This is a genomic window from Ardenticatenales bacterium (assembly GCA_020634515.1).
In the GTDB taxonomy this organism is placed as follows: domain Bacteria; phylum Chloroflexota; class Anaerolineae; order Promineifilales; family Promineifilaceae; genus JAGVTM01.
In genome coordinates, this window is record JACKBL010000005.1 from 1 (window position 1) to 25,677 (window position 25,677).

Genomic DNA, 25,677 nt, shown 5'->3' on the forward strand with positions numbered 1-25,677 from the left:
TCTGAGAGTAGGAGAAGTTGTAGGTTGTGGGGTCGGCGTAATAGTTGGTGTAGTTCGCATTATGACACTTGCCGCCAATGTAGGAGTTGGTGTGATAGGCGCAAAATAGAGGGGAGTTAACAGGATGTATAACACCAGGATCAGGATGAGGATTTGTGCAAGTGCAAGAGTAAAAGATGGCAACTCCGACCTCGGATTTACTAGCCTCCTGACTTCTACAAAGAGAATTGTTATTAAAACAATCACAAATATAGCAATCACAAATATAGCAAATATCATGAGTGTTTCTCTCTAGCATTACTGTACTCTAGCGACTCTGCTGCCAAACGCTTTAGCTATGGCGTGGCTTTGCCGGCACCATTAGCGATTGTTTTTCGGCGCGTTAGTGTCCGTCGAGCATCCTGTTCTTCCTCGATTTGTCATTTATGCCGGCATTTCCCCCTAAATATCCCCCACACCATCATCAAACGTATGAATCAGTTGCATGAGCTTGCCCATGACGCGCTCATAGATGGGGCTGCGTTCCAGGATTTTGGGCTTGAAATTTAGGGCATTGAAGACAGCTTCGCGGCGGGGTTGTCTGCCTGTGAAGTGGTATTCACGAATGAGCGTGTTAACGGCCTCACGGTTGAGATTTTCCGCTTCACATAGCTCGGTGAGCGCCGCTTCCTTTTGGGCTGACCAATAGCTGGCAAACTCATCCTCTATTGAGACATCCGCGTCGAAGGCGGTCATGTACTCGTTGATGAACCGCTCAATCAGTTCTCGCTTACTGCGCAACTGCGTTTCCTGATTGAGCAAGGCCACAATCGCCTGTTTCTTTTCCTCGTAGACCGCTGCACCCTGTTCCGCATCTTGTCGGATTTGGTGCAGTTCGGCTAACAGCCGCAAAATATAGGCGACGTTGATTTCATCCCGTTGAATCAATTCTAACTCAAAATCAACTTCATCAATGATAGAGGCTCCCTCATCAGGACGGTTGCGGGTGCGGTCGTAAATGTCCAGGTACTTGCTTTTGTAATCTTCAAAACGTTGCCGGTCGAGGGCGAGGGTTTGCCAATCAAACTCCGTGAAGGAGTTGAGGACGTTGAGGGTGCGGATAAGCTGCCGAAATATGTGCACAAATTTGAGTTGGTCGTCTTCGCTGATGAGTTGATCAACGGCCTGCGGCGTGGGGGCGATGCCAGTGAGGGCCTGAGCCTGTCTATTGAATTGGGCAATGTAATCTTCCAGGGGGCCAAGCAAGATAATTTCTTCGGCGTTGGGGTCGGCGAATAGGGCAATGGCCGCATCTGTGTTTTGCTTGAGATTGCGGAAACAAACGATGTTGCCTTGTGACTTGCGTTCGCCCAGGGTGCGATTGGTGCGGGAATAGGCTTGAATCAGCCCATGTTGCCTGAGGTTTTTATCTACATAGAGGGTGTTCACTTTTTTGGCATCAAAACCGGTGAGGAACATATTGACGACCAGCAAGATGTCGGCGCGGTCTTTGTCCTGAAAGTCTGCTCTATCGCGCTCTTTCATGCGCTTGGCAATATCTTTGTAATAGGTGTAAAACGCCTGGCTATCTTTGATGGAATGTTGGGTATGGTACATGGCGTTGTAGTCGGCGACAAAGCGTTCCAGCTTTTCCCGACTGTGAACTTTGGCGGGGTCTTCGCCGATGCCTTGATTGCCGGCCATGTCGAAATTAGGGTCGCCAATCAAGCCATCGGCCTCCAGGTCTTCTTCATTGGCCTGGTAGGTGAAGACAGTGACCACACGCAAATTATGCGCGCCCGCTTCTTTTTTACGCTGGAATGTTTCGTAGTAGGTGATGAGGGCATGGACGCTGCTGACACAGAAGATGGCGGAGAATAGCCGCTGGTGGGTTTTGCGGTCGTGGTGGGCAATGACCCAATCAACGATATTTTCGATACGTTCGGGATTCTCAAAGAATTCTTTGCGGTTGATGGCGTGGACTTGCTCATCTATGAGCGTGCCATCTTTGCGCTTGAGTTTGCCCCAATATTCGACGGAGAATCGGAGAACGTTGTCATCGGCAATGGCGTTGGTGATGACATATTGATGTAAGCGTTGGTCAAACAAGTCGGCGGTGGTGCGCTTGCCGTGAACGTTGCGCACGGCATTAGCGGCAAAGATGGGCGTGCCGGTAAAGCCAAACATTTGGGCGCGGGTAAAGAAGCGGGTGATGCGCTGGTGGGTATCCCCAAACTGAGAACGGTGGCATTCGTCAAAGATAAGGACGATGCGCTTATCGCGCAGGTTGGCAACGGCTTTTTCGTAGCGATTATAGCTGATGGCATTGTTGAGCTTTTGAATGGTGGTGACGATGAGTTTGTTGTCGCCTGCCAGTTGCTTCACCAGTTCTCTGGTGTTGTCTGTGCCGTCCACGGAGCCGGGACTAAAGTAGTTGAATTCGCGGGTGGTTTGATAGTCGAGGTCGGCCCTATCCACCACAAAGAGGACTTTGTATACTTTGTCGAGGGCGGTGAGGAGTTGGGCGGTTTTGAAGCTGGTGAGGGTTTTGCCGGAACCGGTGGTATGCCAGACATAACCGTTCTTGTCGCTTTCCCGCACCCGCCTGGCGATAGCTTCGGCGGCATGGTACTGATAGGGGCGCAGGACCATCAGGATTTTGTCGGATTCATGCAGCACAATGTATTTGCTAATCATTTTGGAGAGGTGGCATTTTTCCAAAAATTGAGCGGCGAAATCTTCCAGTTGGGAGATTTTGTTGTTGTCGGCGTCGGCCCAATAGAAGGTTTGTTTGAAGTCCTGGCGGCGGTTGTTGGCAAAGTATTTGGTGTTCACCCCGTTGGAGATGACAAAGATTTGTATGTAATTGAATAGCCCACTTTGCGCCCAAAAGGAATGGCGTTGATAGCGGTTAATCTGGTTGAAGGCTTCTTTGAGCTCCATGCCGCGCCGCTTGAGTTCTATTTGGACCAGGGGCAAGCCGTTAATCAGCAGGGTGACATCGTAGCGATTCTTGTATCTGCCTTCAACCGTGATTTGGTGAGTGACCTGGTATTGGTTTTGACACCATTGTGCGGTGTCCAGGAATTGAATGTAGCAAGATGTGCCGTCATCGCGGGCGAGTTGGAAGCGGTCGCGCAGGGTTTGGCGCGGGCGAAGACGTTGCCTTTGTGGAGGTGGTTGAGGATTTTGGCGAATTCCTTCACTGAGAGGCGTGCCGTTAAGGGCAGGGGCGTTGTGGATTTCTAGCTGTTGTTTGAGGTTGGCGCGCAGGTCGGCATCATGGCGGATAGTGACGCGGCTATAACCGAGGGTGGTGAGGCGTTCGACCAGGCTGGCTTCCAGTTCGGCTTCGGTTTGGGGCATGGCGGTTCCTAGACAAACATCTGTTGGAGTAATCCTTTTTGAAGGTTTCTATCTTCTCGATTTGTTGGTCAACGGCGGCAATTCTGTTATCAATTGCGGTGAGAAAGTTGGCTATTTTTTGTTGTTCCTCTAAATGTGGTAACAATATGGGAAATCCAAGAAAAGTATCAGCATGAATTCTTTAGCTTTTCGACTTCCATCCGCTTTCGCACCATATTGAATGTAGAACGAACGTTGTTTGATATATTCTAAAATAAATGTTTTGGTTTACTTGTGGCGCAATATCAAAACAAGGTAAATCTAGTGTGCTTTGAAAGCCATCAAGATATTCGGGGATGATACCAAACGCACAATTTAGAAAATCGAGTTTGCTATAAATAAATTGACCTGCTTTTCTTTTATAATATTGTGTGTTCTTACTACCTTGACCTTTATCTTCTTTTTCAAACACGCCGTTTCCATAATTTCACTGTTATCTTTTTTGCCTTGTCACCCGTTGTTCCTATTATTCGGCTTTCTGTCATAATGTTGGAAACTTCCATCTTTTCCCAATTGGGGAAGGGATTGCCGGCATTATCCCGAAACCGCACCTCCTGCGAAAAACCTTTTGCATCACCCCCGCTTATACCTCCAGCAGTTCCGCTTGCGCCGCAACGCCCCCAACTTCTCCTCCACCGCCCCCAAAAACGCCGCTATCTTTCTTTGTTCCTCAATTTTCGGGATATGTAGTTTTAATTTTGATAATTGTGAAGAATACAAGTGAATGACCGAGATACCTTGTGCAAGCCGTGCAATTGGTATTCTTTTCTTGTAAATCAAATAATAAGCAAGAAAATCACCTTCGACATTTGCCTTGATAATGTTCAAGTCACCGCCAAGTGCTATCCCTGCTAGTTTGACTACTGATGCCGTTGCAATATCCAAAGCAGTTTCACCAGAGGAGGGGATGATTACTTCACCGCCTTCACTCAAAATCAAATCTGCATGTTCTACATTGGTAAAGGATAGGATATTGTCAATGACCGTTCCATAACTAGTGTACAATTCCCCATAGCGAATACATGGATGTTTCCCATCAAGTTCAATATCAGCCTTTGAAATACCCTTACCTTTTGATAACTTGGCAATCTTGCCCAGCAATTTTCCTTCCCATTCATAGTTAAACTCGGAAAATCGCAACTGTGGGACAGACTTAGAAGTTGCTTGAAAGCTCATACAGGGGCCTCAATTCCCAGTTCGGCGCAAAAGCTACGAATGGTGTTATCGATAGTTAGCATATCCGTATCAAGCTGTTTGAGTTCTGTTACCACCGCTGTCAAATCAACGGGCGGTTCCGGCTCAAAGGTATCCACATAGCGGGGGATGTTGAGGTTGTAATCATTTTCGGCTATCTCACTCAAGGGAGCGGCGTAGCTGTATTTATCTTCCGTCAGGCGTTGGCGGTAAGTGGTCACAATCTTGTCTATGTCTTCAGGGCGCAGAATGTTTTGATTGGATACCTTCTCAAAGTGGGCGCTGGCATCAATAAAAAGCACATCGTCAGGATATTCGCGGCATTTCTTGAAAACCAAAATGCAGGTGGGAATGCTCGTGCCATAGAAGACATTGGCGGGCAAACCAATGACGGCATCCAGCCAGTTCTGCGTTTCAATCAAGTAGCGGCGAATCGCCCCCTCGGCCCCCCCGCGAAACAGCACCCCATGGGGCAGCACCACCGCCATGATGCCATTGTCGTCCAGGTGGTACAGCATGTGCTGCACAAAGGCAAAATCCGCCTTTGACCGGGGGGCCAACTGCCCATACTGGCTAAAGCGGTCGTCGGATTCAAAGAGCTTGTTGGCGCTCCATTTGGCGGAAAAGGGAGGATTGGCGACCACGGCTTCAAATCTCATGTCCAGATGTTGGGGGCGTGCCAGCGTGTCTTCCTGCCGTAAGTTGAACTTGCGATAATGCACCCCGTGCAAAATCATATTCATGCGGGCGAGGTTGTAGGTGGTGCGGTTCATCTCTTGGCCGTAAAAGTTACCCACCTGCTCCACTTCCCGCGCCACACGCAGTAACAAGGAACCAGAGCCGCAGGTGGGATCATAAACGGACTTGAGGCGTTTTTTGCCGGTGGTGACAATGCGCGCCAGCACGGTCGAGACTTGTTGCGGGGTGTAGAATTCACCCGCTTTTTTGCCGGCGCCACTGGCAAACTGCCCGATCAGGTATTCGTAAGCATCCCCCAAAACATCGCTTTCGGTGTCGTCCAGTTGAAAGTCAATCGCTTCCAAATGCACCAGAATTCGGGCAATGAGGGCATTTTTGTCTTTTTCGCTGCGCCCCAATTTACTGGATGTGAGGTCCAAATCTTCAAATAACTCGTCGAAGTCGTCTTCGCTCTCTGTGCCCATGGTGGAGCTTTCGATATTGTTTAGCACCTGGGTCAGGTCGTCGAGGATAAATTCAGGGGGATTTTTGCCGGCGCGGGCGGCAAGGGTGGTAAAGAGTTCGGCGGGGCGGAGGAAGTAGCCCAGTTCGGCCACAGCCTCTTCTGCAATTGCCGCCAGTATCTCTTGCCCCTCTGCGCTGGTTTCGTCGAGGTCGGTGAAGTTGACGTTGTCCTGGCTCAAAATGTCGTTGGCGTAACGGTGCAGCCGTTCGGAAAGGTATTTGTAGAAGATAAAGCCCAAGCAGTAGTCGCGGAATTCGTCGGCATTCATTTTGCCGCGTAGTTGGTCGGCTATGTTCCAAAGCTGGCGTTCGAGGGCTTTTTTGTGATTCTCAGTCATAGGGTTTTGTAATGGGTTAATTGTTGTATGGTGGGATAAATGCCGGCGGATGGGCAGCAACACTTGCAGCCCGCAGGCCACCTGGCCATCGTTGCGCTCATGTTAGAACATTGTCACGCGAGACTAATTTTAGCACGAGATGGTTATTCATGACCATGTAAGGGATTTCCCCCTCACATGGTCTTTTTGTGACTATACAGGTCATCTGCCCAGATTGGTCCAATCTGGCTTAGCAGTTACTATGAAAGTAAGATAGATACCAGGTGTACGTGGTGTTTATGCCAGTGTGCGGCGGCTTGATGTGGGGGGAATTATAGGGCAAGGGAGAGCGGTGTGGCAAGGGGTGACAGGGGGAGACTGGCGCAGTCTCCCAGACTGGAGCAGTCTCAAAGACCACTCCAGTCCGGGGCCAGTCCGGGGTTCCAGTCAGGCGTTATTGCGGGTCAAATCCCAGAAGTTCGCGCAGTTGGGCGGCGTTGGGCGGGTCGGCGCGCTGGATAGCCAGCTTACACAGGCGGGCGGCCTGACGATACCAGGTGGCGGTGGCATCCTGGGCTGATTTGGCGGTGGCGGATTGCGCCTGATATGCCTGGATCGCCTGCTGCTGGGCAGTGTCGGCGGCGGCATATGCCTGCACGAGCGCCAGAGCGGCGGCGATGCGGGTGTTATCCCAGCCAGCGGCGGCCAGGGTATCCTGAACAGCCTGGTCCAATGTGCCGGCATTTGTAAACATCAACGTCCAGCGGGAAATAAGAGAAGCCGTGTCCATGGGCGGGCGCACGGCCTGCTGCACCGGCTCGCCCGTCTCCGGATCAATGACGGTTTCATACTGAGTTTGCAAGCCCAGCGCCGTGAGAACGACTTCATCATTGGTGTAGAAGGTGCGGACCGTGCCGGCAAAATTAATCGCTTCCTGGTTTGCTTCCTTGTGCGCCGCCTCCTCCAGATTCGTGGCCTGTTTTTGCGCCGCCCGTTGCACCTTCGTCTCCGCGCGGGCGGTGATCCACGTTTGCAACAGCGTGCTACCGTTGGTCAGTTCCGCTGGCGTATAACCAACGGAAGCAATAACGGCCTGTGCTTCTGCCGTCAGCCCATTGCGGGTGAAGATTTCCATTTGTCGCTGTAATTGAGTTTGTGTTAACCGCATGGTATGGTCTCCAAAATATGAATAGGTGGGTCAGATATGAAAACGGGAATACCGATCCTTCGTGCAGGAATACCGATCCCTCGCGCGGGAGTACCGATCCCTCGCGCGGGAATAGTGATCCCTCGTGCGGGAATAGTGATCCCTCGCGCGGGAATAGTGATCCCTCGCGCGGGAATAGTGATCCCTCGCGCAGGAATAGTGATCCCTCGTGCGGGAATAGTGATCCCTCGTGCAGGAATAGTGATCCCTCGCGCAGGAATAGTGATCCCCGCCGTACTCCGCCAGACTGGAGCAGTCTCCAAGACTGCTTCAGTCTCTCCAGTCTTTCATGAATCCTGATGGTCTATGGTCCTCCTCCTTATCACTTATGGCTATGGCCCTATGCGCGCGTTGCGCCTTGATGTCGTAATGGGTGAAATGATAACGGAGAATGCCGGCAACAACAAGCACCCCCCTAATAAAACTATCAAACTGGAGCAGTCCGGGAGACGGCTCCAGTTTACCAAGCCTTCTCCCCCGCCCGTCGCCTGGTTTTCTCTTTGCTCGCCCTTGTCCGTTGTCTCGTGAGATAAATAGCCGGTTCATTCATCTCTCGTGTACGCACTCTGCCCGTTTATCCTGGAGAACGAGCAACGCTTCTTTTTCTCGTCAACCATCCACGTTAACCCTTGACGTAGGATAGTTTCTCGTGGATGACGCCCTTTATCGCCCGGAAAACATCAACGCCCCGGACGTGCCCCGTTACGCCTGATTCGTCTGCCCAGCTGTAGCGCCAGCGCATGACGCACCGCTCGCCCAGGCCAAATATCTCTTCGATTTCGATATGGGCCTGGGGCGAACCGCGGAAGAACGCCAGCCAATAATCGGTTACGGCTTGCCTGCCGGCATACGTCGTGCCGTCGGGAGCGGGATACGTGTTCTCGAAACGACAATCGTCGCTCATTAATTGCATCATACCGGGCACATCGTGGCGATTGAACGCTTCGTTGAACGCCAAGACAGCGCGCACGGCTGATTCGAGTTTTGACATACGGATCGGACTCATGATAGGGAAGACTCCTTGAGCCGAGGCTCAACTGGCTGCCTGACGGTTGTTCAGTCGTACTCTGAAAACTGGTCCAATCTGGCTTAGGGTTCGCCCAAAATTAACTTTGGACTATCCATCAACAAGAACCCTGCCAGCGCGTCCGTCAATTCCAAATCTGTTAACGGATGCGCCCTTAGCAGTTATCAATCGAGATAATCTCCCACGTAGAATTCCACCTGGATATTATCCGGGTCACGAAAGCAGACATACTCGCCTTCTCCGTCTGGATCGAATTCTATTCCAGCAGTTGGCACTTCCAACGCTTGCAACACCGTAAGCAAATCTTCAAGCTGTTGGCGTGACGCTACTGAAAACCCAACATGGTCTAGCCCCAAACGATTCTCGTCGAAGCGGTCATTCGGCAGACCTTGTTGGGGTGGACGTTGAAAGCACAACAAGAAAGTCTCACAAGAAATACATCTTACCTTCTCATCGCCTGGGAACGCCTTAACACCCAAGACTCTTTCATAGAACGTCGCTGACCTGGCCGGATCTGATACGGTTAAGACGAGATGATGGATTCCACGAATTTGAAGCGGCATCAGGGATTCTCCTTCATTCAGAGTGGCGGCTTCAGCCTATGCCGGCATCGAGGCTTCAGCCGGTGACGTTGTCGGCGAAAGCGTCTCCGTTGCTGGCGACGCCTCACATGAATGATTTCTCTCCGGCACGGATCGGAATCTTCAGCCAGTTCTCGCGCGGGGGCAGAGGACAACTGTAGTAGGGGCTGTAGGCGCAGTACGGATTGTAGGCAAAATTGAAATCCACCTCCCACATATTCCCATGCAGCCGTGTCAGGCCGGGGCGGTGATTGTCCAGGTAACGCCCCGCGCCGTAAGTCTCCGCGCCGTTGGTGGCGTCCTTGAACGGGAGAAAGAAATCCTCCCCTTGCGGATCGCTGTAGATCGTCAACGACCCACTCTCCCCCGCTACCGTGACACTGAACTCTCCCCACCGCCGGTAGAGACGCACATCCCCCGTGCTCGTTTCCATCTGGATCAACGGCTCATCATCGGGGAAGCGCCGCACTTCCACCACAAAGACAAAAGCCTCGTCCGGCGCAAAATAACTCAGCCCGCGGAATCCCCGCCTCTGTTCGTGATCTAGCGGCGATTGCGGGTGGTTCCGCATAAAATCGTCAACCTGCCGCCGAAACTGGTTAATTTCCCCAAAATCAGGTTTTATTGTCATGCAAGAGCGTGTACACTTATACCCATGAGCGAGTATCTACACATCTACGAAGTTGGGCCGCGCGACGGGCTGCAAAATGAGGCGGCGCATGTCCCCACGGCAGGTAAACTCAAGTTGATTGATGGCCTGGTGGACGCCGGGCTGCACACTATCGAAGCCGCCAGCTTTGTGCATCCCAAACTCGTGCCGCAAATGGCGGACGCGGAGGCCGTGATGACCCGCGTGCTGTCGCAGTATGATAACACAATCCAGTTTGTCAGTCTGGTGTTGAATGAAAAGGGGTATGACCGCGCCTATGCCACCGGGTCGCGGCGGATGGCATTTGGCCTGGCCGTGAGCGACACCATGAGCCGGCGCAACAGCGGCATGCCCAGCCAGCAGGCGATGCAGGTGGGGCGGCGCTTGCTGGAGCGGGCGCGCCAGGATGGCGTCTGGCTGCGCGTCTACTTGATTACGGCCTGGGTGTGCCCGTTTGAGGGGCCGGTTTCGCCGCGGCGCACGATTGCCTTCGCCGAACAGTTGTGGGAGATGGGCGCGCCGGAGCTGGCCGTCGCGGACACGATTGGGCACGCGCATCCGCTGGAAGTGGGGTGGATGATGGAGGAGCTGGGGCGGCGGTTGGATATGAGCCGGCTGGCGGTGCATCTGCACGATACGCAGGCGATGGGATTGGCGAACGCGGGGGCGGCGATTCGCGCGGGTGTGCGTATCCTGGATTCCAGCGTGGGGGGATTGGGGGGATGTCCGTTTGCGCCGGGTGCTGCCGGCAATTTAGCAACCGAAGACCTCGTGTTTATGGCCTATAAAATGGGTATGGGCACGGGCGTGGACTTCAACAAACTGTGGCAAGTCGTCTACCAGGCGGAAGAAATGGTCGGGCGACCCATTGGCGGGCGCATTCGCTCCTGGTGGGAAGCCAACTGCGACACCCTCCCCGTCCCCCCATTCGCCTAAAAGGAAAAACTGGAGACGCCCCCCAACCACCATCCACTACCCACTACCCACTATCCACCAACTCCCCCAACGCCTCCACGAAAAGCGCCACTTCCTCATGTGTGTTGTAGCAGTGGAAGGAAGCGCGGATATGGGGATTGCCGGCATCATCCAGATGCTTCACCACAAAAATCTGGCGCGCTTGCAGATCGGCGATAAGCTGATCCGTGGCCGCATCATTCCGGTCGCTGGCGAAGGTGACGATGGGGCCGGGGTTGTCCGCCGGGGTGATCACGCGCAAACCGAGGTCGGTGAGGCGGGCGATAGCGACGGCGCTGAGGGCGCGCGTGTGTGCGTCAATGTGGGGGATGCCCAGTTCCATGAGGAGTTGCAAGCTGCTGTGCAGCGCCACGATGCCCACAAGGCTGGATGTGCCCGTGCCGAAGCGGGCCGCGCCGGGGAGCGGCGTCAGGTCGTAGCGCAACCAGTGCAGGTAGTCCACCGTGGACGTGCTGTGGATGCTGCGTGGCCGCAACCCCTCGCAGACCGTGTCGCGCACGTAGAGGAAGCCCGTACCGGGCAGCCCCAGGATGGACTTTTGCCCGCCGCTGGCGAGAACGTCAATGTGCATGGCCTGTACGTCCACGGGGATGTGTCCGATGGATTGGATGGCGTCAACGACGAAGAGGATGCCGCGCTGCCGGCAAAATTCCCCCAACGCCATCAAGTCCGAACGATGCCCGGTGAAAAACTGCACCGAACTCACGGCCACCACCCGCGTGCGTTCGTCCACAAACGGGCGTAGCGCGGCCACTGTCAGGCCGCCGTTGTCCGGTGGGACCAGGCGCGTTTCCACGCCCTCCCGCGCCAGGGCCATCCAGGGGTAGGCGTTGGCGGGGAACTCCAGGCGGCAAAAGGCAATGTTATCGCCCGGCTGCCAGGAGATGGATTGGGCGACGAGGTTGAGGGCGGTGCTGGTGGAGGTGACGGTGACGATTTCGTCGGCGTGGTGGGCGTTGATCAGGCGCGCCAGTTGTTCTTTCAGGTCCACCAGCAGCGGCGTGATCTCTTGCTGCCAGAAGAGGACGGGGTTGCGGGCCAGTTTGGCGAGGGTTTGTTGGGTGCTGTTGTGTGTGCGGGCGGGGAGTGGGGAAATGCCGGCATGGTTCAAATAAACAATTTCTTCGCTGTGAGGAAATTCCGCTTTCCGCAGCGCGATGACATCGTACATAGAGCCTCCATCTGTTAAAATACGGTCAAATTGTACTCATCGTTGGGAAAATAGGCACGCATTGGCGGATTATCGGTGGAGCAATATGGAACCACAACAACAGGTACAACAAAGCGACGTTCGTTTCTTTGCCGGGCGGTCTAATCCGGAGTTAGCTGCCGGCATCACCGGCTTCCTCGGCATCCAACTGGAAGAAACCCACTTCTCTCGTTTTAGCAACGACAACCTGGAAGTACAACTAGGCGCATCCGTGCGCGGGCGCAGCGTCTACATCGTCCAATCCCTCACCCCCCCCGTTAGCGACCACCTGATGGAACTCTTCATGATGCTGGACATCGCCCGCGGCGCCGGCGCACGCGAGCGGCATGCCATCATCCCCTACTACTCCTACGCCCGCTCCGACAAAAAAGACGCCCCCCGCATCTCCATCGCCGCCCGCCTCATTGCCGACCTCCTCGCCGCCGCCGGCGCCACCCACGTCATGACCATGCAGCTACATTCCCCCCAGGTGCATGGCTTCTTCAGCGTCCCCGCCGACCCCCTCACGGCGCGCCCCCTCTTCGCCCGCTACTTTGAAGACAAACGGTTTTCCCGCGACGAAGCCATCGTCGTCGCGCCCGACATGGGCGGGGCCAAATCCGCTACCCGCTTTGCCGACTTGCTGGGATTGCGCAGCACCGCCGCCAACAAGACGCGCCTCTCCGATACGGAAGTACGCATGAGCCGCCTGATCCAGCGACAGGTGCACGGCTTCCGCCGCGCCCTCATCTACGACGACGAAATCGCCACCGGCAGCACCATCCTGGAACTATGCCAACTGCTGCTGGAAAGTGATGTCGAAGAGATTTACGTCATCTGCACGCATGGGCTGTTCATGGGCACGGCCCTGCCCCGCCTCACCGCCATCCCGCAGATCAAAGAAATCGTCACCACGGACACCGTCGCCATTCCCGCGGCCAAGCGCGTACCCAGCATGAAGATATTGTCGGTCGCTTCCATCTTTGGCAAAGCCATCCAGCGTAACTATGCGCGCCAATCTATTGGTGATTTATTTGAGTATTGGAAAGATCGCGACGAATTGTGATAATATCCCCTCCTTATGCTGGCAAACCTCCTCACGCTCAGCCGCCTCGGCTTCCTGGTGGCCGGAATCTGGCTCCTCTACCTGCCCGGCCTTCCCGCAAAGGTGATCTCTTTCGTCTTGGTCTGGGTCGTCATTCTCATTGACGCCGTTGATGGCACGATTGCGCGCACGCGCGGCGAGGCGTCGGCCCTGGGCAGTGTGCTGGACATTGCCATTGACCGCGTGGTGGAGAATGTGTACTGGATTACGTTCACCGATTTGCAGCTTGTGCCGGTGTGGGTGGCGCTGATTGTAGTCACGCGGGGCATTCTTACGGATGCGGTGCGGGGGTTTGCCCTGGCGCGCGGGATGACGCCGTTTGAGATGATGCAGACGCGCTGGGGGCGCTGGCTGGTATCGCACCGGTTCATGCGTGCGGTTTCCGGGACGACAAAGGTGGTGACGTTTGCCGGCATTGTCGCCTACATCGGCTTGCGCGAATGGTGGCAGCACACCCCCAACGCCCAGTACCTGCCCCCTCTGCACAACCTGCTCCTCATCTGCGTCGCCCTCACCGTCCTCGTCAACCTGCTGCGCGGCATCCCCGTTCTCATCGAATCCCGCCGCTTCTTCATCCAACCAACTTGATCGCAACCGCATTTATCACGGACCCACGCCAGGGTCCGTCTTCTGTATTGGAGTAATCATGCAGTTTTACCTCATTCGACACGGACAAAGTTACGTTAATTTACAAGAGTGGACCGAAGGCAACAAAGACACCGGTCTCACCGATCTCGGTCAGCAGCAGGCGACGGCGCTGGCGGCCTGGATGCCCACCGTCATCCCCGCCATTGATGTGTTGTACGCCAGCACCATGAGCCGCGCCCGCGAGACGGCGGAGGCCGTGGCCCAGGCATACGACTGCAACATCTACTTTGACGACCGCTTGCGCGAGATCGGCAACAACCGCCACGATCACACCGCCTGGCCCAACGACGACCTGCCCCGGCAATACGCCGATTATTGGAGCAGCGAGCGCCCCTTTTCCTCCGTGACGCCGCTGGTGGCGCATGGGGAAACGTGGATGCACTTCCGCACGCGCATTGGCCTGTTTGTGGAGGAACTGGTGTTGGAGCATCGGGAGGAGGTCGTAGTGGCGGTCTGCCACGGCGGGGTGGTGGAGGCCGTCTTCGACCACATCTTCAACATTGGTCCGTGGCGGCGCTGCGAAATTTGGGACCGCAACACGGGTATCTCCCATTTTGAGTATGTGGCGCACCCCAACCGCGAGACGTGGCGGCTCCATTTTCACAATCGGCAAGAGCATCTTGCCGGCATTTGAGTCTATCACGGTGTCAGGGCGCAGCGGAAGCCCAGATTAGCGCGGGCCACCGTGGGGTCATAATTCCCCCGCCCCATGGTGGTCACATCCGCGGCGGGCGCAAGCCAGGAGCCGCCACGCAGCACCTTCGTCGTCCCCTCCGGCGGTCCCAACGGGTTGGCGTTCGTGGCCTCTTCGTAATAGTCAAAGGCGTACCAGTCGTTTACCCACTCCATCACGTTGCCCGCCATGTCCAACGCGCCAATGGGCGAGCGCCCCTCCGGGTAGCTGCCCACCGGCGCGGTGTCCTGGTAGCCATCATCCACCGTTTCGTCCCGATAGTCGCGCGGGCAGCCGCGGTCGCAGAAATTCAGCCGCTCCCCATCAAACGTGTCTCCCCACGGATATTGAAACTTCACCAGCGCCACCGGGTCAAAACTGGCGGCGCGTTCCCACTCCGCTTCCGTGGGCAATCGCGCCGCGCGCCAGCGGCAAAAGTTGTCCGCCTGATACCAGTTGACGTAAATCACGGGGTAGTTGTCGTAATCGGGATTGCCGTAGTAGCTGCTGTAGTAGGTGGCTGCCCTGTTCTGTGGCGGCGCGCACGCTTCCGCGGCCACGCACGCCTGGTATTGCCCATTGGTGACTTCCGTTTCGTCAATGTAGAAGCTGTCCAGGCGCACGATGAGCGAGGGCTTTTGGTCGGCCTCCCCCTCATCGTTGCCCAGACGGAAGACGCCTGCCGGCATAAACAACATCCGCGCCCCCGTTTTCTCATCCACCAATGGCGCGGGCGTCGGTTCCGGCGTCTCCGTCGGTGGCGGCAGCGGCGTTTCCGTCGGCGAGAGCGCCGTCAGCGCGGCCACAATTTGCGACTGTGTCGTTGCCGTAGCCGCCGCCACGCTGCCGCCGGTCAATTCCTCCTCCCGATTGAGCCGTGTCACAATCAATCCGGCCAGCAGCACAATCACGAACACCCCCACCAGCCCCCAGATAGTGCGCTGTTCGATCTGGCGGCGGGTGCGGCTGGGCAGCCGTGGCAGTGGCACGGCGGTCTCCGCTTTGGCGGGCGTGCGCCGCGCATCGGGCGGGACGGGCGCGGCCCGCCCGCCGGGTCGCGCCAGGGCCGCGGCGAAATCCGCCACCGATTCATAACGCACGTCGGGGCGCAAGTCCAGGGCGCGGCTGGCGACAATGGACAGGTAGGGGGAAACATCCGGGTTGATCTCGCGCGCCGCCTTCATCGTCACCAACCCGCTCTGGCGGCGCAGCGCATCCGGGGGAACCTGTCCCGTGAGCAATGTGTAGAGGGTGGCGCCCAGGCTGTAGATGTCGCTGGCCGCGGTCGTTTCTGTCTGGCTGGCCTGTTCGGGGGCGGCATAGCTGCTGATGCCAACGCTGATGCCCAATCCTGGCAGCCCGGTGTCCACCAGGAAAACATCGCCGGCGGGGGTGACGCGAATGTTGGCGGGCTTGATGTTCAGGTGGAGATGGCCTTTGCCGTGGAGGTAGGCGAGGGGTTGGCAGGCGGCTTGCAGCCAGGTGATGATCAGGTCTTCGGGCAGGGGGCCGTATTGGTCCAGGAGGCTTTGCAGGTCTATGCCGTCGATGTAGTCGCTGACCAGGTATTGGCCGTGGGTTTCCAGGTTGAAGTGATCGCGAAATGCCGGCAATCCCGCATGGCTCAGACCGGTGAGGCGGCGGGCTTCGGCGCGGAAAAGCTGCTGCGTCTGGACAGAAGCGTCCAGGTACTCCTTGATCGCATAATCTCGCCGCTCCACCACGTCCCAGGCGCGATACACCGCCCCATATGGCCCCTCGGCCAGCAGGCTGACGATACGATAACGCTTATTGAGGATTTCACCAGGGAGCAGCGGCATAGGAAGAGGACAACGCGCTTAATCAATCACGTCGAAGCGCAAAAGCTGCGCCTGCCGCCCGTCATTGGCGCTGCCGCAGAGCATTTCCGCCTCAATGAATGGCTGCGATTCGGCCCGCGTGAACATCCGCATCATTTCATAGTCGTTGGGGATGACCAGGTGCACCTCGTGCAGCGCCTCAATCTGCGCCAGTGTTAACCAGGCAACCTGGCCTTCATCTTGTTCCACGGCCAGGCCATCGGCGGCCATAACCTCGCACACGAAAAGAAGATAGTGCCCGGCTTTGGCGTCTGGCGAGGCCACGGCCATGCGTTCGTTGACAATGCCCCGCAGGGCCACGAATGTGGTATGCAGCCCGGTTTCCTCGCGCACCTCGCGGGTGACGGCTGTTTCCAACGTCTCGCCAAACTCCCATTTCCCCCCAATTAGCGCCCACAAACCCAGGTAAGGGTCCGCATTCCGCTTGATCAGCAAAATGCAATTCCCTTTGTCCTTGATCGTGCGCCGGATAATGGCGATGACACCCGGAAGTGGATGGCGCTGCTCATGACGTCTGCGGTGCAAAGGTAGCTGCGCTAACGAATCGATCATAAGGTTCCGCCCTGGCCTTTTTTTCGGGCCATATGTATTGCTTCCGGCGCTCCGGGCCAACGCCGAAAGAAGTGGGATACAGCCAAGAAAATAAATAGTCAATGGGTGGCTGTCTGACTGTATTTTACTGGAGTGTATACCGAAGGCAAGACCGGCGCGCGGTTCGTACCTTATCAATGGGTGTGTTTCAAATGGATTGCTCAGGCTACTCGCGCCGTAGGACAATTTGCCTAAATTGTCCCTTCACGGCGGAGGACAATTCAGCGAATTGTCCTACAGCAAGCAGCAGTCAACTGAAATGAAACACACCCTTTGCCTAAATTGTCCCTTCACGGCGGAGGACAATTCAGCGAATTGTCCTACAGCAAGCAGCAGTCAACTGAAATGAAACACACCCTTTGCCTAAATTGTCCCTTCACGGCGGAGGACAATTCAGCGAATTGTCCTACAGCAAGCAGCAGTCAACTGAAATGAAACACACCCTTTGCCTAAATTGTCCCTTCACGGCGGAGGACAATTCAGCGAATTGTCCTACAGCAAGCAGCAGTCAACTGAAATGAAACACACCCTTTGCCTAAATTGTCCCTTCACGGCGGAGGACAATTCAGCGAATTGTCCTACAGCAAGCAGCAGTCAACTGAAATGAAACACACCCCTTATCAATGGAAGGTGGGCACTTTCGGATTTCGCGGGTTTTGCCCCACATATGGGTTTGGGAGTCGAGGCTTTAGCCATATGGTTTGGGAGTCGAGGCTTCAGCCATATGGTTTGGGAGTCGAGGCTTTAGCCGGGTCTTGCGCATATGGTTTGGGAGTCGAGGCTTTAGCCGGGTCTTGCGCACATGGTTTGGGAGTCGAGGCTTTAGCATATGGTTTGGGAGTCGAGGCTTTAGCCGGGTCTTGCGCATATGGTTTGGGAGTCGAGGCTTTAGCCATATGGTTTGGGAGTCGAGGCTTTAGCCGGGTCTTGCGCACATATTCCGGCTAAAGCCACCACTCCCCGCGAATTTCTGGAGAACCTGAAACTATTCACGTCTCCGAGAGATTGGACCAATTTTGTAGACATTAACAGGATTTAACCAGAGCAAATTGGTCCAGTCTGGATTAGGCGTTGCTATGGAACATGAATTTGTGCGTGGCGCAGTCGTAGAGGCCCCAACTGGGCGCGCCGTACATGCCCAGGATTTCGCCGGGATTCACCAGGAAGCAATCGCCCACCTGCTCCCAGTTTTGCAGGTGATTGTGCCCATAGCAGACCAGGTCGAACTGGCCGGATTGGGCGATGCGGCGGGCGGGTTCCGGGTAGTGGATCATGGCGATATGGCGCCCGGCAAAGGAGATTTCGGTGTAGATGCCGTTGAGGGTGACATGGGCGTATTGCGAGGCAACCGTGTGTAGCAATCGTCCATCTCCATCGTTGTTGCCAAAAACGATCTGAATGGGGCCGGGAAAGCCCTCCGCCAGGTGCTTGATCATAAATGGAGCGCACAGATCGCCGCAGTGCAGCAGCATCTCCGCGCCGCTCTCGCGGATGCTCGCCAGCGCCTTTTGCAAGCCGGCGATGTTGTCATGCGTGTCGGACATGATGGCGATTTTACTCATATATCAACCGTCCTTAACCACTTTCCCATCTTTGATGACGACGCGAATGTTGTTCGCGTCTTCCAGGGAGCGGATATTTTCCAGCGGGTTGGCGCGGGTGATGATGACGTCCGCCAGTTTGCCTGCTTGCAGCGTGCCGATCTGGTCTTGCCAGCCGAGGCATTCGGCGGCGGTTTTGGTGGTGGCGACGATGGCTTCCATGGGACTCATGCCGATGCCGCACATGAGGCCGAGTTCGCGCAAATTGGTTCCGTGCGCCATGACGCCGGCATCGGTGCCCATGGCGATTTTGACGCCTGCCTGGTAGGCGGCGGCGATGCTGGCGCTGTGGATTTCGATGACTTCGCGCGCTTTGCGGATGCCCCATTCGGGCATGTTGCCGCTGCCTTCGGCGGCTTCCAGCACGGCCAGGGGGGCCAGCAGGGTGGGGACGAGGAATGTGCCGTGCTCTTTCATGAGGGTGATGACTTCGTCGTTGAGGTAGATGCCGTGTTCGATGGAGTGAATGCCGGCACGTACCGCATTCATAATCCCTTCCGTCCCCTGCGCGTGTGCCATCACCTTGATGCCCCGCCGGTACTGGCCTTCCTCGACCATCACGGCCAACTCCTCCAGCGAGAACTGGGTGAATTCGGGATGGTCGGTGGGGCTGAGGACGCCGCCCGTGGCGCAGACTTTGATCACGTCTGCGCCCGCGCGCAGCACTTCGCGCACCTTCTTGCGCACCTCTTCCACGCCGTCGCAGCGTCCGCTGGGCGCGCCCGGGTAGCCGCCGAACAGTCCCAAATCCACGCCGGAGGGGAGCCAGCCGTCGCCGTGGCCGCCGGTGGTGGTGAGGACGGTGATGCTGATCTGCATGCGCGGACCGGGGACGAGGCCGCGCTCGACGGCTTGCTTGACGCCGAGATCAGAACCACCTGCGTCACGGACTGTGGTAATGCCGGCATCCAACGTTCGCCGCATCCTTCCAATTGTCTCATAAAAGCGCAGCGAAAACGGTTTTGCCAACTGCTCCTGCAAATTGAACCCCTCCATTGTAAAATGAACGTGGGTGTCAATCAGGCCCGGTAAAATAGCGCCCCCCCGCGCATCAATCCGGGTCACATCCGACGATGGCGCGTCTACCTGCGCCCGCGGCCCCACCGCTTGAATCCGATTATCCTTGATCAACACCGCGCCGTGGTTGATGGGCGTGCCGCCGCGACCATCAATCAACGCGCCATTTTCAATGAGAATGTATGTCATGGGTGAATCCTCCTGGCTGAATAGGGCGCAGCCGTTAACAAGGGCTTTGCTCAGGAATTGACGGATGCGCTGAAAGGGTTCTTACTTGCCGCATAATCCAAAGTTGATTCTGTGCGAACCCTGGGGGTCAGCGGGTGGTGACGTTTTTCGTTGACAGTCGATTGCTGCCTATTTTCCTGCTCACTTTATCACTATGGAGTTAATCATGCCAGCGGAAACGCTCTATTTTGTGCATCTGACGGATAGCCACATTGGTCCCACGCCCGCCTTTAGCCGCCACGGGCATCGCTCTTATTCTTGCGCCCGGCGCGCGGTGGACATCATCAACAGCCTCCCTGTGCGCCCTGATTTCGTGATGCACACGGGCGATGTCGTCACGGCCCCTGATCCTCGCTCCTATGCGTTGGCCGCGGAACTGTTCGCCGGACTGGAGCCGCCCGTCTACTACGCGACGGGTAATCACGACACGGCAAGCGACATTCGCGCCTGGCTGCCGATGGGACCCCACGAGCCGCTGCTGGATGATCCCGCTTTTCTCTGCTACCGTTTTCACGTGAAGGGGTATCGGCTGGTGGTGTTGGATGCGCGCGCGCCGGATGAACTGGACCCCCATGGGTTGATGCCGGCATCTCAACTCGCCTATCTCCACCAGGAAGCCAGGGAAACGGACGGCCCGCCGTTGGTCGTCTTCCTGCACTTCCCCGTCCTGCCCCTGAACGCTCCCTGGATGGATGCCAACATGCGCCTGATCAATTGGGAAGAGACGCACGCGGCGTTTGCCGGCATCGGCCCCCGCCTGCGCGCCGTCTGTCATGGGCACGTCCATCAAAACATGCAGACATCGCGTGATGGCGTCCTCTACGTCGCCGCCGCCAGCACCTTCTCCCAGTTCGCCGCCTGGCCCACCGACGAAGATGTGCGCCTGGATCCCGACCACCTGCCCGGCTTCAACTTCGTCCATCTTCTGCCCCACCAAACCATCATCCACCAGCACACCTTTCCCCGCCCCCAACCCTAACCACAAAACCGTATGAGGAATTTTCGTATTATGAAGACCACTCACTATAATAATCCGTGAGCATATTTTCAAGCGTCATATGTTTGGACTTAAGATGCAACAGGCATCCCCACATAGCGCATCTGACGGAAAGGAAGCATCCCATGATTCAGAAACTTTATGTCCACAACTACAGATGTCTTGAGAACTTCGAACTGAAGCTGAAAGACATGCCCTCTGCTCTGTTGATTGGGAAAAATGGCACGGGCAAATCAACGGTAGCCGCTGCGCTGGAGATATTTCAATCCATCGGCCGCGGCGTCAACCGCGTAGGGGAATTGGTGCGGCCTTTTGATTCTGCGCGCAGTAGAGCGGATGTTCCTATCCGTTTTGAAATAGAAATCCTGCTTGCCGGGCAATTGTATGAATACCAACTGGCTTTAGAACTCCCGGAACGATTCCGAGAACTGCGCGTTCTTGAGGAAACCCTAATAGTCTCAGGAAAGCCCGTTTATTCCCGACAGGAAGCCCAGGTGACACTGCACATAAGCGAGCAAAACCGTGATGCTCAATTCTCCGTGGACTGGCATCTGGTGGCCCTGCCGGTCATTCAGGTTCAATCCGAAAACGATCCGCTGCACGTTTTTAGAACATGGCTGGCGCGCATGATCATCATTTCCCCAATTCCCACTCAGATGACGGGTGACTCCCAGGGCGAAACGCTGGAGCTGTTGCGAGATGTGTCGAACTTCGGCGAATGGTTCACAGGCGTTCTCAGCCGCTATCCCGCCGCCTATGCCCACGTTGACCAATATCTGCGCGCCGTGATGCCGGACATTCAAGATGTGCTGAACGAACCGGTGGGCAAGGACGCCCGCAGCATGGTGGTGCGCTTTGCCGCCAATCAGGCGAATCTACGGGTTGAGTTCGGCCATCTTTCTGATGGGGAGAAGTGCTTTTTTATTTGCGCCACTGTACTCGCCGCTAACAAATCATACGGCCCCCTCTTTTGCTTCTGGGATGAACCAGACAGTTATCTTTCCCTGTCAGAAGTCGGGCACTTTATTGTCTCGCTGCGCCGGTCTTTTGCGAGTCAGGGGCAGTTCCTGGCTACTTCGCATAATGGTGAAGCCATCAGGCGATTTGGGCACGAGAATACGTTTGTCCTTGATCGCAAGAGCCATCTGGAGCCAACCCTCATCAGACGGCTCAGTGAGTTATCATTAGAAGGAGACCTGATCGAAACGCTCATTCGGGGGGACCTGGAACTGTGAGCGTCAACAAATACCAACCACACGTTCTTGTTTTGCCAGAAGATGATGCCAATCGTCAGATTGCTAACGGATTTCACCAGGCACTCAACGTCAATCCACTGGCCTTGCAAGTGATGCCGCCCGCGGGCGGGTGGGCAAAGGTGTTGGACAAATTTGAGCAGGATCATCTCGCCGGCGTGCGCAAGTATGCGCAGCGTCGGATTGTCTTGCTGATGGATTTTGACAACGACCAGGCCCGCTATTACGTCGCCTGGGGTCGAATTCCAGAAGATGTGCGGAGCAGGGTGTTTGTCCTGGGCGTATTATCGGAACCGGAGCAATTACGGCGCAAAACGGGCAAGCATTTCGAGGCAATTGGAAACATCCTCGCCGAAGATTGCCCGGATGAAAGAAATGAACTTTGGATTGATGAGCTTCTTGAACACAACACCTCGGAAGTGGATCGGTTCATCACATCCGTGAACTCTTTCCTGTTTGGAGCGTAACCACTCAGCCTATGAACCTTCCCGGAAGCTCTCTGTCAGCCTAAAAGTGCTGCAAAATGCAACGCATTTCGCATTAAACAACTTCCGGGAAGATGAGGGTGAGTATTACTGTGGAGTATAAAAAAATGAAAGTTGCTCTGCTGGCAAATTTGAAGAAGAATGCCCCCACATGGCCCGGTATGTCCCCAGATCAGTGGGATGATTTGGATTCGGAAAAGACAATTGAGGGGATTATGGCGGCGCTGCGCAGTGGCGGGCATGATGTGGTGTTCCTGGAAGGGGATAAGACGCTGCCGCAAACGCTGTCTAAGGCGAAGCCCGACATCTGTTTTAACATTTGTGAGGGTCATTTTGGCGATGGGCGGGAGGCGCAAGTGCCGGCATTACTCGAAATGCTGCGTATCCCCTACACCGGCTCCCAGGTCCTCACCCTCGCCCTCACCCTCGACAAACCCATGACCAAGCGCGTCCTTACCTTCCACGACCTGCCCACCCCCCCCTTCCAGGTCTTCGAACGCCTCACCGAAACCCTCAATCCCGACATGCAATTCCCCATGTTCGTCAAACCCAGCCGCGAAGGCACGGGCATGGGCGTCAGCGTGGAATCCATCGTCTACGACCAGGAACAACTTCATACCCAATTACAGCGCATCTTCGAGAAGTACAACCAACCCGTCCTCGTGGAACGCTTCATTGAAGGACGCGAAGTCACCATGGGCGTCGTTGGCAACCTGGTCACACCGGTAGCCTGGCGCGTCCCCGCCAACGAGGAGGCCCCACGCATTCGCCGCGGCCTGCATTTCTTCCCCCCGCTGGAAGTGAACATGGCCGCCTACCCGGAGGAAAAAGGCGTCTACACCAGCCGCATTAAGGTGGACCTGGTGGAAGATTTCCGCTTCCTCTGCCCTGCGCCTTTGTCTGAAGAAGCCGTGGAAGAACTGCGCTGGCTCACCGCCGCCGTCTTCCGTGTCACCGGCTGCCTCGACGTGAGTCGCGTTGATTTCCGCCTGGATGTCAACGACAATAACAAACCCTACATTCTGGAAGTTAATCCCTTGCCCGGACTCAACCCCGGTTACTCCGACCTCTGCCTGGAAGCCGCGGCAGACGGCTGGACTTACGAGCAGCTGATCAACGCCATCCTCAACGAGGCCATTGACCGCTACGCTCTGGGTGAGTGAGACTCTTGCTGGGAGATGCCGGCAATGCCGGCATCTTCGACAACCAACAACCACAACGCTTCCCGAAGGATCAACAACATGCCTGATCTGGTGCGCGGCGCGTGTCCGCATGATTGTCCTGACACCTGCGGCGTGGTCACCGAGGTGGAGAATGGCCGCGCCATCCGCTTCTCCGCCGACCCCGACCATCCCATCACGCAAGGTTGGTTGTGCGCCAAAGTGCGCCCCTACCTGGACCACGTCTACCACCCCGACCGCCTCATGCAGCCGCTACGCCGCATCGGACCAAAAGGGAGTGGGCAGTGGCAGCCGATCACCTGGGAGGCAGCCGTTGCCGAAATCGTCGCCCGCTGGCAGGACATTATCGCCCGCTATGGCGCGGAGGCCATCCTGCCCTACAGCTACAGCGGCACGCTGGGGCTGGTGCAGATGACGGTCGCCAGCACCCGCCTCTGGAACCGCCTGGGGGCCGGCCAGTTGCAGCGCAGCATTTGTGGCGCGGCGGCGGAAGCGGCGGTGCAGGCCACGCTGGGCGCGCGATACAGCCAGGATTACGCGGACGTGCTGCACAGCCAGTTGGTGATTATCTGGGGGCACAACCCCGTGACCACCGCGCCCCACTTTATGCCCTTCCTGCGCGCCGCGCAGCGCCAGGGAACGCAGCTTGTCGTCATTGACCCGCGTCGCACGCGCACCGCCGCCGGCGCGGATTGGCATCTGGCCCCCAATCCGGGTACGGATGGGGCGCTGGCGTTGGGCATCGGCCACGTGATCGCGCGCGAGGGTTGGCAGGATGAGGCGTGGCTGGCGCGGCATACGGTGGGTTGGCCGGCGTTGCGCCAACGGCTGCAAGAATATCCTCCGGAACGGGTCGCGCATCTCACGGGCATATCCGCCGCGGATGTGGCGAAACTGGCCCGGCTTTACGCGCACGCCTCCCCCAGCCTGATCAAAATTGCCGATGGGATCAATCGCAATCAGGGGGGTGGTCAGACGGTGCGGGCGATTTGCGCGCTGCCGGCATTAACCGGACAGTACGGCAAACGAGGCGGCGGGCTGGCTTACTCAACGAGCAGCACAATTGCCTGGGATGGTGAGGCCGTCGCCCATGGGGCGGAATGCCCCCCACCCGGTCGCGTCGTCAACATGAATCGGTTGGGACAGGCGTTACTGGGCGAAGTGGATGACCCGCCGATCATGTCGCTGTTTGTGTTTGGCGCGAATCCGCTGGCTTCCGCGCCCAATGCGGGCCGGATTATGGCCGGTCTACGGCGCGAAGAGTTGTTCACGGTGGTCCACGAGCTTTTTCTCACGGATACGGCGGATTTTGCGGATTTGGTATTGCCGGCATCTTCCCAACTCGAACAAACCGATCTCCACAAAGCCTACGGCCACACCCTCCTCACCTACAACCGCCCCGCCATCTCCCCCCTGGGCCAGAGCAAGAGCAACTGGGACTTGATGCGGCTGCTGGCGCAAGCGATGGGCTTCACCGAACCGTGGCTGCATCAGACGCCGGACGAGGTCATTGACGAAATCCTCACCGCCACGGCGCGGCGCAACCCCCTGCTGCAAGGCGTCACGCTGCGGCGGCTGCAGGCGGAGGGGAGCGTCATGCTGCCTGTGCCGCAGCCCCCGTTTGCCGATGGCGTTTTCCCCACCGGCAGTGGCAAGGTGGAATTGTACTCACAGGCCATGGCGCGGATTGGGGTGGATCCGTTGCCGGCATTTATCCCGCCCCAGGACGATGGCGGCATAAACGAGACAGACCCCCGCTTCCCTCCTCCCGCCGCCCTCAACCTGCTCACGCCCGCCGCCCATCACTTTGTCAGCAGCAGCCTGGCCAATCAGAGCCACCTGCGCCAACGAGAAGGCGATCCTTTTGTGGAGATTCATCCACTGGACGCCGCCGCCCGCGACATTCAGCAAGGCGACCGCGTTATCATCGAGAATGGGCGTGGCTGGTGCGCCTTGCGTGCCCGCGTCACGGACGCCGTGCAGCCGGGCGTGCTGGCCTCCCCCAAAGGCGTGTGGCAAAAACACAGCGGCGGGCGCAACGTCAACTTCACCACCTCGGACGCCCTCGGCGACCTGGCCGGACAGAGCACCTTCCACGACAACCGTGTCTGGCTGCGCCGCGCCGACGCTTGACGCCGGAGTGATAATTCCCTGCAACCCTGGTCTTTGCCTTGCGTATTGTTACCATGAGCGCGTCATTATTTTGCGCCGGAAAGCTATTAGTCGTGCCGGCCTCAGTTGGCGATGCCGCGGTAGTGACCCACTGAAGCCGGCGCCACAAACTGACCACCATCCCCTGACTATTATTCTCGA

At 56.8% G+C, this 25,677-nt stretch carries 21 protein-coding genes and 2 pseudogenes; 9 read left to right on the plus strand and 14 right to left on the minus strand.

Annotated features, from left to right (window positions below; translation table 11 throughout):
• Positions 1 to 441 precede the first annotated feature (441 nt).
• The 9 genes and pseudogenes from H6650_14080 to H6650_14120 form a co-directional block, all read right to left on the minus strand.
• Positions 442 to 3,345 (minus strand): annotated as a pseudogene (locus H6650_14080) (type I restriction endonuclease subunit R).
• An 8-nt stretch (positions 3,346 to 3,353) separates the two neighbouring features.
• Positions 3,354 to 3,523, minus strand: a pseudogene (locus tag H6650_14085) (restriction endonuclease subunit S).
• A 3-nt stretch (positions 3,524 to 3,526) separates the two neighbouring features.
• Positions 3,527 to 3,796, minus strand: a complete 270-nt coding sequence (locus H6650_14090; protein ID MCB8953132.1) for a hypothetical protein — start codon at positions 3,794 to 3,796, stop codon at positions 3,527 to 3,529.
• A 161-nt stretch (positions 3,797 to 3,957) separates the two neighbouring features.
• Positions 3,958 to 4,560, minus strand: coding sequence for a restriction endonuclease subunit S (locus tag H6650_14095; GenBank protein ID MCB8953133.1), 603 nt, complete (start codon positions 4,558 to 4,560; stop codon positions 3,958 to 3,960).
• Positions 4,557 to 6,119, minus strand: a complete 1,563-nt coding sequence (locus H6650_14100; protein ID MCB8953134.1) for a type I restriction-modification system subunit M — start codon at positions 6,117 to 6,119, stop codon at positions 4,557 to 4,559. The genes H6650_14095 and H6650_14100 overlap by 4 nt, the downstream gene beginning before the upstream one ends.
• A 433-nt stretch (positions 6,120 to 6,552) precedes the next feature.
• On the minus strand, positions 6,553 to 7,266 hold the full coding sequence (locus tag H6650_14105; protein MCB8953135.1) for a hypothetical protein: 714 nt from the start codon (positions 7,264 to 7,266) through the stop codon (positions 6,553 to 6,555).
• A gap of 661 nt (positions 7,267 to 7,927) precedes the next feature.
• Positions 7,928 to 8,311 carry a nuclear transport factor 2 family protein gene (locus H6650_14110; GenBank protein MCB8953136.1) on the minus strand — a complete coding sequence of 128 codons (384 nt, stop codon included), beginning with the start codon at positions 8,309 to 8,311 and terminating at the stop codon, positions 7,928 to 7,930.
• Positions 8,312 to 8,496: 185 nt separating this feature from the next.
• A complete protein-coding gene (locus tag H6650_14115; protein ID MCB8953137.1) occupies positions 8,497 to 8,895 on the minus strand; it encodes a VOC family protein in 399 nt (132 codons plus the stop codon).
• A 103-nt stretch (positions 8,896 to 8,998) separates the two neighbouring features.
• Positions 8,999 to 9,544: a DUF1684 domain-containing protein gene (locus H6650_14120; protein MCB8953138.1), complete on the minus strand. Its 546-nt coding sequence runs from the start codon at positions 9,542 to 9,544 to the stop codon at positions 8,999 to 9,001.
• A gap of 24 nt (positions 9,545 to 9,568) precedes the next feature.
• Between H6650_14120 and H6650_14125 the strand changes: the two genes are divergently transcribed.
• The gene (locus H6650_14125; protein ID MCB8953139.1) at positions 9,569 to 10,498 is read left to right on the plus strand and encodes a hydroxymethylglutaryl-CoA lyase; all 930 of its coding nucleotides are present in this window, start codon (positions 9,569 to 9,571) and stop codon (positions 10,496 to 10,498) included.
• Between the two features lie 43 nt (positions 10,499 to 10,541).
• Here H6650_14125 and H6650_14130 read toward each other — a convergent pair whose 3' ends face one another.
• Positions 10,542 to 11,708, minus strand: coding sequence for an aminotransferase class V-fold PLP-dependent enzyme (locus tag H6650_14130; protein MCB8953140.1), 1,167 nt, complete (start codon positions 11,706 to 11,708; stop codon positions 10,542 to 10,544).
• Between the two features lie 85 nt (positions 11,709 to 11,793).
• Between H6650_14130 and H6650_14135 the strand changes: the two genes are divergently transcribed.
• Genes H6650_14135 through H6650_14145 form a run of 3 tightly spaced genes read left to right on the plus strand, consistent with a single transcriptional unit; the run spans position 11,794 to position 14,113 of the window.
• Positions 11,794 to 12,792 (plus strand): ribose-phosphate pyrophosphokinase, encoded by a 999-nt coding sequence (locus H6650_14135; protein ID MCB8953141.1) that lies wholly within the window; start codon positions 11,794 to 11,796, stop codon positions 12,790 to 12,792.
• A 15-nt stretch (positions 12,793 to 12,807) separates the two neighbouring features.
• Entirely contained in the window at positions 12,808 to 13,419 is a 612-nt protein-coding gene (locus tag H6650_14140; GenBank protein ID MCB8953142.1) for a CDP-alcohol phosphatidyltransferase family protein, read from the plus strand.
• Positions 13,420 to 13,477: 58 nt separating this feature from the next.
• Positions 13,478 to 14,113 carry a histidine phosphatase family protein gene (locus H6650_14145; GenBank protein ID MCB8953143.1) on the plus strand — a complete coding sequence of 212 codons (636 nt, stop codon included), beginning with the start codon at positions 13,478 to 13,480 and terminating at the stop codon, positions 14,111 to 14,113.
• A gap of 5 nt (positions 14,114 to 14,118) precedes the next feature.
• Here the strand turns inward: H6650_14145 and H6650_14150 are convergent, their stop codons facing one another.
• From H6650_14150 to H6650_14165, 4 genes are all read right to left on the minus strand, one after another.
• Positions 14,119 to 15,972 (minus strand): SUMF1/EgtB/PvdO family nonheme iron enzyme, encoded by a 1,854-nt coding sequence (locus H6650_14150; GenBank protein ID MCB8953144.1) that lies wholly within the window; start codon positions 15,970 to 15,972, stop codon positions 14,119 to 14,121.
• An 18-nt stretch (positions 15,973 to 15,990) separates the two neighbouring features.
• On the minus strand, positions 15,991 to 16,563 hold the full coding sequence (locus tag H6650_14155; GenBank protein MCB8953145.1) for an NUDIX domain-containing protein: 573 nt from the start codon (positions 16,561 to 16,563) through the stop codon (positions 15,991 to 15,993).
• 1,103 nt (positions 16,564 to 17,666) lie between these two features.
• Positions 17,667 to 18,164, minus strand: a complete 498-nt coding sequence (locus H6650_14160) for a YfcE family phosphodiesterase (GenBank protein ID MCB8953146.1) — start codon at positions 18,162 to 18,164, stop codon at positions 17,667 to 17,669.
• 3 nt (positions 18,165 to 18,167) lie between these two features.
• Entirely contained in the window at positions 18,168 to 19,409 is a 1,242-nt protein-coding gene (locus H6650_14165; GenBank protein MCB8953147.1) for an amidohydrolase family protein, read from the minus strand.
• 205 nt (positions 19,410 to 19,614) lie between these two features.
• On the opposite strand from H6650_14165, the gene H6650_14170 reads away from it, so the two are divergent.
• From H6650_14170 to H6650_14190, 5 genes are all read left to right on the plus strand, one after another.
• Positions 19,615 to 20,427 (plus strand): metallophosphoesterase, encoded by an 813-nt coding sequence (locus H6650_14170; protein MCB8953148.1) that lies wholly within the window; start codon positions 19,615 to 19,617, stop codon positions 20,425 to 20,427.
• Between the two features lie 143 nt (positions 20,428 to 20,570).
• Positions 20,571 to 21,680 (plus strand): AAA family ATPase, encoded by a 1,110-nt coding sequence (locus H6650_14175; GenBank protein ID MCB8953149.1) that lies wholly within the window; start codon positions 20,571 to 20,573, stop codon positions 21,678 to 21,680.
• The gene (locus tag H6650_14180; protein ID MCB8953150.1) at positions 21,677 to 22,165 is read left to right on the plus strand and encodes a hypothetical protein; all 489 of its coding nucleotides are present in this window, start codon (positions 21,677 to 21,679) and stop codon (positions 22,163 to 22,165) included. The genes H6650_14175 and H6650_14180 overlap by 4 nt, the downstream gene beginning before the upstream one ends.
• Before the next feature lie 125 nt (positions 22,166 to 22,290).
• Entirely contained in the window at positions 22,291 to 23,346 is a 1,056-nt protein-coding gene (locus H6650_14185; GenBank protein ID MCB8953151.1) for a hypothetical protein, read from the plus strand.
• Positions 23,347 to 23,424: 78 nt separating this feature from the next.
• Positions 23,425 to 25,497: a molybdopterin oxidoreductase family protein gene (locus H6650_14190; GenBank protein ID MCB8953152.1), complete on the plus strand. Its 2,073-nt coding sequence runs from the start codon at positions 23,425 to 23,427 to the stop codon at positions 25,495 to 25,497.
• The last annotated feature ends 180 nt before the right edge of the window (positions 25,498 to 25,677 follow it).

Bases quoted from the DNA above. Each gene is read 5' to 3' on its own strand.
- H6650_14170 (MCB8953148.1), top strand. From the start codon at position 19,615: ATGCCAGCGGAAACGCTCTATTTTGTGCATCTGACGGATAGCCACATT.
- H6650_14100 (MCB8953134.1), bottom strand. From the start codon at position 6,119: ATGACTGAGAATCACAAAAAAGCCCTCGAACGCCAGCTTTGGAACATA.
- H6650_14135 (MCB8953141.1), top strand. From the start codon at position 11,794: ATGGAACCACAACAACAGGTACAACAAAGCGACGTTCGTTTCTTTGCC.
- H6650_14130 (MCB8953140.1), bottom strand. From the start codon at position 11,708: ATGTACGATGTCATCGCGCTGCGGAAAGCGGAATTTCCTCACAGCGAA.
- H6650_14125 (MCB8953139.1), top strand. From the start codon at position 9,569: ATGAGCGAGTATCTACACATCTACGAAGTTGGGCCGCGCGACGGGCTG.
- H6650_14115 (MCB8953137.1), bottom strand. From the start codon at position 8,895: ATGCCGCTTCAAATTCGTGGAATCCATCATCTCGTCTTAACCGTATCA.
- H6650_14105 (MCB8953135.1), bottom strand. From the start codon at position 7,266: ATGCGGTTAACACAAACTCAATTACAGCGACAAATGGAAATCTTCACC.
- H6650_14140 (MCB8953142.1), top strand. From the start codon at position 12,808: ATGCTGGCAAACCTCCTCACGCTCAGCCGCCTCGGCTTCCTGGTGGCC.
- H6650_14095 (MCB8953133.1), bottom strand. From the start codon at position 4,560: ATGAGCTTTCAAGCAACTTCTAAGTCTGTCCCACAGTTGCGATTTTCC.
- H6650_14185 (MCB8953151.1), top strand. From the start codon at position 22,291: ATGAAAGTTGCTCTGCTGGCAAATTTGAAGAAGAATGCCCCCACATGG.
- H6650_14165 (MCB8953147.1), bottom strand. From the start codon at position 19,409: ATGACATACATTCTCATTGAAAATGGCGCGTTGATTGATGGTCGCGGC.
- H6650_14190 (MCB8953152.1), top strand. From the start codon at position 23,425: ATGCCTGATCTGGTGCGCGGCGCGTGTCCGCATGATTGTCCTGACACC.
- H6650_14155 (MCB8953145.1), bottom strand. From the start codon at position 16,563: ATGATCGATTCGTTAGCGCAGCTACCTTTGCACCGCAGACGTCATGAG.
- H6650_14160 (MCB8953146.1), bottom strand. From the start codon at position 18,164: ATGAGTAAAATCGCCATCATGTCCGACACGCATGACAACATCGCCGGC.
- H6650_14120 (MCB8953138.1), bottom strand. From the start codon at position 9,544: ATGACAATAAAACCTGATTTTGGGGAAATTAACCAGTTTCGGCGGCAG.
- H6650_14175 (MCB8953149.1), top strand. From the start codon at position 20,571: ATGATTCAGAAACTTTATGTCCACAACTACAGATGTCTTGAGAACTTC.
- H6650_14150 (MCB8953144.1), bottom strand. From the start codon at position 15,972: ATGCCGCTGCTCCCTGGTGAAATCCTCAATAAGCGTTATCGTATCGTC.
- H6650_14145 (MCB8953143.1), top strand. From the start codon at position 13,478: ATGCAGTTTTACCTCATTCGACACGGACAAAGTTACGTTAATTTACAA.
- H6650_14110 (MCB8953136.1), bottom strand. From the start codon at position 8,311: ATGAGTCCGATCCGTATGTCAAAACTCGAATCAGCCGTGCGCGCTGTC.